Annotated in this window: 9 protein-coding genes; 6 read left to right on the forward strand and 3 right to left on the reverse strand. The window is 60.7% G+C overall.

Annotated features, from left to right (window positions below; genetic code table 11):
• The first annotated feature begins 194 nt into the window (after positions 1-194).
• From ACRXB1_RS21795 to lepB, 6 genes are all read left to right on the forward strand, one after another.
• Entirely contained in the window at positions 195-689 is a 495-nt protein-coding gene (locus ACRXB1_RS21795) for a hypothetical protein (protein WP_449493180.1), read from the forward strand.
• Positions 690-918: 229 nt separating this feature from the next.
• Positions 919-2,379: an oligosaccharide flippase family protein gene (locus ACRXB1_RS21800; protein ID WP_061999571.1), complete on the forward strand. Its 1,461-nt coding sequence runs from the start codon at positions 919-921 to the stop codon at positions 2,377-2,379.
• A gap of 219 nt (positions 2,380-2,598) precedes the next feature.
• Positions 2,599-4,167 carry a mannose-1-phosphate guanylyltransferase/mannose-6-phosphate isomerase gene (locus tag ACRXB1_RS21805; protein WP_449493181.1) on the forward strand — a complete coding sequence of 523 codons (1,569 nt, stop codon included), beginning with the start codon at positions 2,599-2,601 and terminating at the stop codon, positions 4,165-4,167.
• A gap of 296 nt (positions 4,168-4,463) precedes the next feature.
• Positions 4,464-5,219: a FadR/GntR family transcriptional regulator gene (locus ACRXB1_RS21810; protein WP_061999570.1), complete on the forward strand. Its 756-nt coding sequence runs from the start codon at positions 4,464-4,466 to the stop codon at positions 5,217-5,219.
• A 231-nt stretch (positions 5,220-5,450) separates the two neighbouring features.
• Positions 5,451-6,431 carry a Gfo/Idh/MocA family protein gene (locus ACRXB1_RS21815; protein ID WP_449493182.1) on the forward strand — a complete coding sequence of 327 codons (981 nt, stop codon included), beginning with the start codon at positions 5,451-5,453 and terminating at the stop codon, positions 6,429-6,431.
• A gap of 92 nt (positions 6,432-6,523) precedes the next feature.
• Positions 6,524-7,201 carry a signal peptidase I gene (gene lepB, locus ACRXB1_RS21820; RefSeq protein WP_449493183.1) on the forward strand — a complete coding sequence of 226 codons (678 nt, stop codon included), beginning with the start codon at positions 6,524-6,526 and terminating at the stop codon, positions 7,199-7,201.
• A gap of 25 nt (positions 7,202-7,226) precedes the next feature.
• On the opposite strand, the gene ACRXB1_RS21825 is transcribed toward lepB, so the two are convergent.
• The 3 genes from ACRXB1_RS21825 to pyrD form a co-directional block, all read right to left on the reverse strand.
• On the reverse strand, positions 7,227-7,886 hold the full coding sequence (locus ACRXB1_RS21825) for an amino acid ABC transporter permease (RefSeq protein WP_061999568.1): 660 nt from the start codon (positions 7,884-7,886) through the stop codon (positions 7,227-7,229).
• Positions 7,887-7,987: 101 nt separating this feature from the next.
• Complete coding sequence (locus ACRXB1_RS21830; RefSeq protein WP_449493184.1) at positions 7,988-8,782, reverse strand: cystine ABC transporter substrate-binding protein; 795 nt, start codon at positions 8,780-8,782, stop codon at positions 7,988-7,990.
• A 126-nt stretch (positions 8,783-8,908) separates the two neighbouring features.
• Positions 8,909-9,672: dihydroorotate dehydrogenase (quinone) (pyrD, locus tag ACRXB1_RS21835; RefSeq protein WP_449493185.1), on the reverse strand; the 764-nt coding region annotated here is incomplete at its 5' end.

Raw genomic sequence — 9,672 nt, forward strand, 5'->3', positions numbered from 1 at the left:
GTCTTGCGCGGCCAGCGCGAGGTCGCACCGATCGCAAAGGAACTCGTGCGGCGCATGGGTACACGGTTCACGGCGAGCATCGCGTATCTTGCGGAACGCACAGTGGGCGTGAACTCGGTCGGCTCCCCTGTCCGGGCACGGCAACCAGCACGTTCATCCGTTCGTTCGTGAACGCGCGCAAATGGAAACGTGTCTTGCGCGGCCAGCGCGAGGTCGCACCGATCGCAAAGGAACTCGTGCGGCGCATGGGTACACGGTTCACGGCGAGCATCGCGTATCTTGCGGAACGCACAGTGGGCGTGAACTCGGTCGGCTCCCGTGTCCGGGCAATGGTGCGCGGCCTCGGCGAGCGCGGCGTCCAGGTGCGCTTTGTATACGGCAATGCCGATGCCGGCCTGGAAGAGTTCGCGATATTTTTTGGCGCGGGCGGCTGGCGCATGCGCAAATGGCGCAACGTGGAGACGATCCACAGCGAGACGCTCGACCACGCCTGTTTTTCTTATCCGGCGCGCGAGGAACTGATGGCTTCGTTTGCTGCATTCGTTCGTGACGAGTCGCAACAAACGTTGGGTCACAAGCGTCGGCGTCCGCGCTTTCGCTCGATCCTGCCTGTCTTCCAGGCGCCCGTTGAACGCACCAAGGAGCGGCATACGGAAGTTCTCGAGCCACGTCAGGCGCAGCGAATGTAACCAATTGCAAAGCGCGCCCTGATGCGTTCGAATTCGCACAGACCCCAGGGCGCAAGGGTTTTACCCTAGCGGTCAATTGTCTGATTGTTCCGGTGCATCATAAACTCGCAGGCCGGACAGTTATTTCATGCACTACGCGGCACGTCCTGGACGTGTCGCGCATCACCGCAAGCTGTCCGCGGTCCCCGGGTTCATCCTGTTTGATTTGTTGTAATCGGTCCGTCGCTCAATGGAAAAAAGTCTCCTCAAGAACATCGCGATCAACTTCGCCGGGCTCATCCTGCCCGTGTTCGTCTCGCTCGCGACGGTGCCGGCCTATATCCATGGCATGGGTATCGAACGTTATGGCGTGATCAATCTTGTGTGGGCGTTGATTGGCTACTTCAGCGTGCTCGATCTCGGCATTTCGATGGCGACTGAAAACTACATCGCCAAGGCGCGTGACGCAAACGACGGCAGCATCCAGCGCATTTTCTGGAGCGCGTTCTTCCTGAACCTCGCGACCGGGTTCGCGGGTGCCGTGATGATCTGGTTCGGCGCGTATATCTACGTGGTGCATATCGCGACCATCGCGCCGGCGTTCCAGCGCGAAGTGCTGCAATCGCTGCCCTGGATTGCGATTGCCGTACCGATCGCCAATGTGTCGTGGGTCTTCAGCGGCGCGATCGGCGGCATGGAAAAGTTTACGCTGTACAACACGAACCAGACTGTCGGCACGTTCATGTTCCAGTTGCTTCCGCTTGCGGCGTTGTACCTGATCTCGCCGTCGCTGGCGGTGGTCGTGCCGGCTGCGGTCATCGCGCGCTTCCTTGCGGCACTACTGCTGGGCTATGGCACATTCCGCGCGCTCGGCATCACCGGTGTCGCAAAACCTGAATGGCCGCTGATCCGCGAGCTCTTCAATTATGGGCGCTGGCTATTGTTGTTCTCAGGCGCGAACATGATTGCAACCACGCTGGACCGCGTGGTGATCGGCTCCATGCTGGGTGCCAAATCCGTGGCTTATTACGCCACGCCGCAGAACCTCGTCACGCGTCTGAACCTGTTGCCAAGCGCCATGTTGCGCACGCTCTTCCCGCGCTTTTCCGCCTCGGGCAGTGAACACGCCGGCGCGTTGTCGCATCAGGCCCTGGCGTTTCTCAACTGTGCGTTCACGCCCTGCGTGGTGGTCGCACTGTTCGCCCTTGCACCGTTTTTAAACGTATGGCTTGGCCACGAGATGGCAGTACAGTCTGCGCCTGTCGGACGGGTGCTTGTGATTGGCGTGTGGCTTGCCGGTCAGTCAAGCATCATGAGCGTGCTGATACAGGCCAAGGCCAATCCGGCGCAAGTGGCGCGGGTCGGCTGGATCGGATTGCCGGTGTTCGCGCTGGTCCTGTGGCTGGGAATTCGCTGGTACGGCTTGCTGGGCGCGGGCGTTGCAGTGGTCGCGAAAACCTTCTTCGACTATGCGGCGTTCCTCTACTTTTCGAAGCTCAAGCCGCAACCTATCGTGCGCAACATGGCGGGACATCTGGCGTTCCTGATCGTCGCTACGCTGTGCGCGGACTACATGGATTCGCTGAGCAGCATGGCAGCAATCTGCGTGGCGCTGGTTGTGGGCAACCTCGGATGGTCGTTGTTCGAATCGAGCGAATTGCGTGAGGTCGCGGCGCGGTTGCGACAGCGCTTGCTCCCTAGCGCGGGGTGACGGGTCCAGCGTCGACTTTGCGTTGCGTGACATCTGCAAGATTCGCGGGTCCCGGTAATGAAGCGCCGAAGACGTAACAGCGTGCGGGCGTTCGCGCGCGCACAGAACTAAAAATATTTGCCTGTTTAAATGACGCATCAATCGATGCGTGTGTTCCGCGCGTCCGCACCTGTTCGACGCGTTCAGCCCCCAATCAGCTTTTACGCATCAGGAGTCACCGTGGACGTGTCCAGCCATCCCCTCGCGAGCGCTGCCGTGGAGAGTGCCGCGAGCGTGCGTGTGCAGCCCGTCATTCTTGCAGGCGGCTCAGGCACGCGGCTATGGCCCTTGTCGAGGCAGCAGTTCCCCAAGCAACTGATCGAACTCATGGGTTCGGAGTCATTGCTGGAAGCTACGCTGCGTCGTCTCGACGGTCTCGATGCATCCGGCAAGGACGATCACGCCCTGCAACTCGAGACTGCCGAAGAACTCATCGTTGTATGCGGATCGGAACACAAATTGCTGACCGCACAGCAGATCGAGCGTAATGGGCGCCATGCGCGCATCGTGCTCGAACCGTGTGCGCGCAATACGGCGCCGGCGCTTACGCTCGCTGCATGGGCTGCCCAGGCAACCGTTCCAGGCGTCGATCCCGTGATTGTCGCAATGCCCGCAGACCATGCAGTCTCCGATCCCGACGCATTCCAGCGCACCATCGCGACCGCGATCGAACACGCGGCAGGCGGTGCATTGGTCACGCTCGGCATCGTGCCGGACAAGATTGAAACAGGTTACGGATACATCAAGGCGGGTGCGGCGCTCAAGGGTTCGATCACTGGCGCGATCGAAGCGCACGTGCTTGAACGGTTTATCGAAAAGCCCAGGCGCGAGATTGCGGAGCAGTACCTTGCATCGGGCGAATATCTCTGGAACAGCGGCATTTTCGTGTGCCGCGCATCCGTGTGGCTCGCCGCGATCGAGCACTTTCAACCGGCTATTCACGCGGCGTGCATCGCGGCGTTCGAACGCGGATTGCACCAGGACGGCTTCACGCAACTCGATGTCGCCGCCTTCGAAGCATGCCCTTCGGACTCCATCGATTTCGCCGTGATGGAACGCATCGCACACGAGCCGGGTTTCCCGGGCGTGGTCGTGCCCCTCGCAGCCGGCTGGTCCGACGTCGGTGCGTGGGACGCAGTGTGGGACATGTCGAAGAAAGACGAAGACGGCAACGTGGCGCGTGGCCGCGTGCTCTTTGAAGGGTCGCACGACAGCTTTGCGCATTCCGACGGACGGCTCGTTGCATGCGTGGGCGTGAGCGATGTGGTCGTGGTGGAGACGGCTGACGCGATTCTCGTGGCATCGAAGGACCGCGTGCAGGAAGTGAAAGCGATGGTCGGCCGTCTGAAAGCAGCGAAGGGCGCAGAAGCGCACGATCATCGCAAGGTACAGCGTCCGTGGGGCTTCTACGATTCGATCGATCACGGCGAGCGCTTCCAGGTGAAGCGGATCGTGGTGCAGCCGGGTCAGCGGCTGTCGCTGCAGATGCACCATCATCGCGCGGAGCACTGGATCGTCGTATGCGGCACGGCGCTTGTTACTCGAGGTGAAGAGACATTCCTCGTGACCGAAAACCAGTCCACTTACATTCCGCTTGGCACGACGCATCGACTGGAAAATCCCGGCAAGACGCCGCTGGAAATGATCGAAGTTCAATCGGGTACGTACCTGGGCGAAGACGACATTGTTCGCTTCGATGATCAGTACGGACGCGTCGCGGAAAAGAAGACCCGCAAGACGAATGCATGAACTGAACGGCGAAGCAAAAAAGAACACAGGCCACCGCTCAGGGCAACAAGGCAACAGGAATCACGGAGTACTTAATACAGCGGTTGCCGAAGCAGCGCCTTGAACGCAAGAGAGGCAAAGGGATAACCCTTGAGAGGGACATTCCGACTGGCGTTCGCGGTATTGAACACGCAATTTATCGAGCACGTAGCGGCACTGCTGGTTCATCGGCTTTGCACGGGCGTGCGGTTCCGGGAGCTTGGGGAAGCTTTCCGGATACGCAGGGACACAATGTGGGGCGCAAGGGGAGAGGGGTGATGGACGAAAATAAAGAGCGGTCACTGGTGGCTAAGGTGATGGACGGGCTCGTATCGGGCATCGTCGAACAGAAGTACGGCGCGATCCTGCCGCCGCAGGACGTTTTATCGAAGGAGTTCGACGTGAGTCGGACCGTGATGCGGGAGGCGCTCAGCATGCTCCTCGCGCGTCACATGCTGGACGTACGCCCCAAGACGGGCACGCGGATCCGGCCGATGAGCGACTGGCGGCTGATCGATGAAGACGTCGTGAGCTGGCGTTTCAGGGCCACGCCCGACCAGGCGTTTTTACGCGACGTGATCGAGTTCCGGATGCTGATCGAGCCGCGTGCGGCTGCGTTGGCTGCGGCTCGCGCGACACCCGACGAGCTTGCCGGGATTCGCGAAGCGTTCGACGCATTGTCGTCGCTCGAAACGGGCGAGCCTGAGTTCCAGGCAGCCGATGTCGCGCTTCACACACGCATTGTTGCAGCGAGCGGAAACCAGTTCTTTCAGCAGATGACGGCTATCGTGCGTGGGGCGCTGGTGACGGTTTATCCGATCGTGCAAGGCATTGCGACGATGCGTGAAGCTACGCTCGGCGCGCAACGCGAAGTCGTGGAAGCGATCGGTGCACGCGATGCCGCCGCGGCCGAACGTGCGATGAGCCGCCTGATCGATGTCACGGCTGAAGAAGTCGGCCGCGCGTTTTCGTTTGAACGACGCGAGGACAGTTCGTCTCCGCCGATCGACGAATCACAGTCAGCGGGCGCCTGATTTCGGCACGTGCTGCATGCTTGATCCCGGAACGGTTCCGGGAGATTTCTGGTCACGTTTCTCGTGACCGGGCGCTTCAGGCGCCGTCTCTGGGGTTCTTCCCTGCGCAAACGTTTCACTCCCTCTCGTCTTTTTAACTCCCTGCCGTTTGTTCACGCCTCCCGGCGATCGCTCCCTTAGTGGACAATGAGCGTCATTGAGTCATCGACATCAAATCACGGAGCGCAGCAGATGAACGAAGAGAGCACGATTCGCTGGGGTATCGTCGGCGCGGGACGCATTGCACACCGCTTCGCCGAAGGGCTGGCGTTCGTACCGGGCACGCAGCTCGCAGGCGTCTGGTCGCGCCGGAGGGAGCCCACGCGCGCATTCGCCGACAAATACCAGACGAAGGCCTTCGAAAGCTTCGACGCAATGCTCGAAAATATCGACGCGCTCTACATTGCGACCATGCAGAACAGTCATCCCGAGTATGCGTTGCGTGCATTCAAGGCGGGGCGTGCCGTGCTTTGCGAGAAGCCGGCCGCCGTCAATGCACGCGCGTTGCAGCAGATGATCGACGCCGCCCGGTCTTCGAAGCTCCTCTTCATGGAAGCCATGAAACCGCCGTTCTACCCGCTCTACACGCAATTGCGCGAGCATCTGGCGGCGGACCCGATCGGCCAGATTGGACTTGTACGCGCCGGGTGTTCGATTGCAAATGTCCCGCTCGACCATCCTTCGTATTCGATGGACATGGGCGGCGGCGCGTTGCTCGATATCGGCATTTACGAAGCGTTCCTCGCGGTCGACTGGCTCGGCGAACCGCTTGAAGTGCAGACGTTCGGCAGGCTCGGGCAAAGCGGCGTCGACAGTTTTGCGAGCTTGAATGTGCGCCATGAACGCGGTGTCGCGCAGATCTTTTGCGGTATGGATCTTCAGGGCAAGGGCGACGCGTTGCTTGCCGCGACCGGCGGCACGGTCACGATTCACGAGAACTGGTGGAACCCCGCGCGCGCGACGGTTCGCTACGTAGATGGCCGCACGGTCGAACTCGATGCACCTTTCGAAGGCGGTGGCCTGAACTACGAAACCGCGCACTTTTGCGAGCTGCTGCGCGCTGGGGCGATTGAAAGTCCGATCATGCGTCACGCGGTATCGATGCAAATGATCTTCATCACCGACGCCGCCCGCCGCGACCTCGGCGTGCATTTCCCGTTCGAGACCGAGTGACAGACCGGTCTCGCCGCGCACCGACTTGTTTAAGCGTCATTTCAGATTGTCGCGATACGCTGCGACGTCTTCACATGCAGGGCATTTTTACCATGCGATTCTTATCCCGATTCTGGCGCGACAATCGCAAGCTGGTGGCGTTCCTGGTCCTGATGGCCCTGTTTCGAAGCGCGATTGCGGACTGGAACGTGGTGCCGAGCGGTTCCATGTTGCCGACCATTCGCGAAGGCGACCGGATCGTCGTGGACAAGATGGCTTACGATCTGCGCGTCCCGTTCACCCATGTCGCGATCCTGCATCTGCACGATCCGCAGCGTGGGGACATCGTGACGGTGGATTCGTCGGCGGCGAAGGAACTGATCGTGAAGCGGTTGATCGGTCTGCCTGGGGACGTGGTCGCCATGCGTGACAACGTGCTCTACATCGATGGCAAACGCGCTGCTTACCAGCCGGTGGATGTCGCGGGCGTGGCGGGTGATTCATCGTCACCGGGCGAGTATCTCGATGAGAAGCTCGGGCACGTTTCGCACGTGGTCAGGTTGTCGGTCCTCGCGCCGAGTCCGCGGCGCTCGTTCGGGCCGGTGACCGTGCCGAAGGGGCAGTATTTGATGCTCGGAGACAACCGCGATGACAGCGCGGATTCGCGCTATTTCGGTTTTTTCCCACGCGATGAATTGATGGGGAGGGCGCGACGGGTTGCGTATTCGCTCGACCCGGAGAAACATTATTTTCCGCGCCTGGGAAGATTCGGCGCGCGGCTGGACGGCTAAGGAGACGGCTAAGCCTAAGTGCCGTTTAATGCCTTCCCGGCAGTGCCAATCTCCGCTCGAGCCGCCGTTGCACGAATTCCAGCACGCTGCACAGCACCCAATAAACCACGGCGGCGGCCAGATACAACGGCAAGGGCTGGTATGTGGCGGCGATCACTTCCTGCGCGCTGCGCAGCAGTTCGGTCACCGTAATCACGGAAACCAGCGACGTATCCTTGATCAGGCTGATGAGGCTGTTCGAAAGACTCGGCACGGCGATGCGCAACGCTTGCGGGCCGATCACATATCGAAGCGTCTGCGACCTGGAAAGCCCAAGGCTATACGCTGCCAGCCATTGCCCGCTCTGGATCCCGAGAATCGCCCCGCGCATGCTCTCCGACAAATACGCGGCCGCATTCGCCGATAACGCAATCACCCCAGCCGGGGTCGGATCGAGCGAAATTCCAAGGCTCGGCAGCCCGTAATAGATCACGAAGATCTGCACGAGCAGCGGCGTCCCGCGCATCACGCTTACATAGACGCGTCCGATCCCCACCAGCGTCTTGCTGCGGCTGATGCCCATGACCGCAAGCACGACGGCGGCTATCAGGCCGAAGAACATGGAGTAGACCGCGAACTTGATCGTCAGCACGGCGCCTTGGGCCAGTGCCGGTATCGATTGAACGAGCAGGGATGTCGTGGACATGAGGGATTGAGTTGGCTTCTTATCGATCGAGGCGGGTATCAAAAGCCAAGGGCGGCATCGTCAAGACGCCGCCCCGATGCCGAACGCGGAGCGCCCGGATTTTACTTTACAGCCGGCTTGGTCACGTCGATACCAAACCACTTGTCCGAGATCTTGGCGAACGTGCCATCGGCTTCGAGCTGGGTCATCGCGTCATCAATGGCCTTCTGGAACTTCGGATTGCCCTTCTTGAACGGGATGCCCGACGGGTTGCCCGGGCCGACGTTCGCGCCGGTGCGCAGCGGCAACTGCGAATTCTTCATCAGGTACGCGAGCATCAGTCGGTCGTTCAACGCGGCGTCCAGACGGTTCGATGCCAGATCGCGCAAGTATTCAGGCGCGCCCGGATACGTCTTGACATCGATACCCGGAACAGCTTTCGCCATGTCCATGTAGTTCGTGCCCAGGCCCACGCCGAGCTTCTTGCCCTTCAGGTCGTCGAGCGTCTTGAAGTTGCGCGTGTCGTCCTTGCGCTGAATCAGCTGGGCGTTCGAATATGTGTAGGCCGGGGAGAAATCGAGCGTCTGCTTGCGGGCATCGGTGATGCCGACCTGGTTCGCGATCACATCGAACTTGCCTGCCTGCAAACCGGCGATGATGCCGCTCCACTCGGTCGTGACGAACTCCGGCTTGACGCCGAGTTTCGCCGCGATAGCCTTGGCGATATCCACATCGAATCCGACCAGTTCACCTTGCGGCGACTTCGAGTTGAACGGCGGGAACGTGCCTTCCAGGCCAATGCGCAACGTGCCGCGCTGTTTGACCGAATCCAGCAGATCTTCTGCGTGGGCGACCGCCGAGAGCGACGCGCCGATCAGTCCTGCCACAAGCACTTTCTTGAAGAGAGTCAATTTCATGTGTTGTTTGCCTTTGTCCGAGTTTTTATCGGTAATCTGAAGTGCCGCGATGATAGCGAAATCGCCGTGACTGCTTCAGATCGATTCCTCATGTGGTTATGAGAACGGGTAGGGATGCTTCGCGCGTCATACAGCGGCTGGCTGGCGCGACAGCGCTTCCACGCACTCTGTCACGAGCGCGGGTCCGCGATAAATGAGGCCCGTGTAGATCTGTACGAGCGATGCCCCCGCCGCCAGTTTTTCACGCGCGTCATCGCCCGACGTGATGCCGCCCACGCCGATGATCGGCACGGCATTGCCCAATTCCACGCGCAACTTTCGGATCACCGCATTCGACGCCTCGAACACCGGCTTGCCGGACAGACCACCAGCTTCATCGCTGTGTTTCATGCCGGTCACAGCGGTGCGTGACAGCGTGGTGTTGGTGGCGATCACGCCGTCGATCTGATGACGCAGCAACGTGGCGGCGATCTCCTTGATCTGCTCGTCGTCGAGATCGGGCGCGATCTTGAGCGCGAGGGGCACGAGCTTGCCGTGCATGTCGGAAAGACGTTGCTGTTTGTCCTTCAGCGCACCGAGCAGTGCGTCGAGTTCGCCCGCGCCTTGCAACTGGCGCAGGTTCTTCGTATTCGGCGACGAGATGTTGATGGTCACGTAGCTCGCGAACGGATACACGCGCTCGAGGCAATACAAATAATCTTCGGCGGCCCGTTCGATGGGTGTATCGGCATTCTTCCCGATATTCAGTCCCAGAATCCCGCGATACCGCGCCGCCTGCACGTTCTCGACGAACTGATCGACGCCGCGGTTATTGAAGCCGAGCCGGTTGATGAGCGCTTGCGCATCCGGCAGCCGGAACATGCGCGGGCGCGGATTGCCGGGCTGGGCGA

The sequence above is a fragment of the Caballeronia sp. M23-90 genome (assembly GCF_053574605.1).

Excerpts from the sequence above, each read along its gene's own strand:
- ACRXB1_RS21825 (WP_061999568.1), bottom strand. The coding sequence starts at position 7,886 with ATGTCCACGACATCCCTGCTCGTTCAATCGATACCGGCACTGGCCCAA.
- ACRXB1_RS21830 (WP_449493184.1), bottom strand. The coding sequence starts at position 8,782 with ATGAAATTGACTCTCTTCAAGAAAGTGCTTGTGGCAGGACTGATCGGC.
- ACRXB1_RS21810 (WP_061999570.1), top strand. The coding sequence starts at position 4,464 with ATGGACGAAAATAAAGAGCGGTCACTGGTGGCTAAGGTGATGGACGGG.
- ACRXB1_RS21815 (WP_449493182.1), top strand. The coding sequence starts at position 5,451 with ATGAACGAAGAGAGCACGATTCGCTGGGGTATCGTCGGCGCGGGACGC.
- lepB (WP_449493183.1), top strand. The coding sequence starts at position 6,524 with ATGCGATTCTTATCCCGATTCTGGCGCGACAATCGCAAGCTGGTGGCG.
- ACRXB1_RS21800 (WP_061999571.1), top strand. The coding sequence starts at position 919 with ATGGAAAAAAGTCTCCTCAAGAACATCGCGATCAACTTCGCCGGGCTC.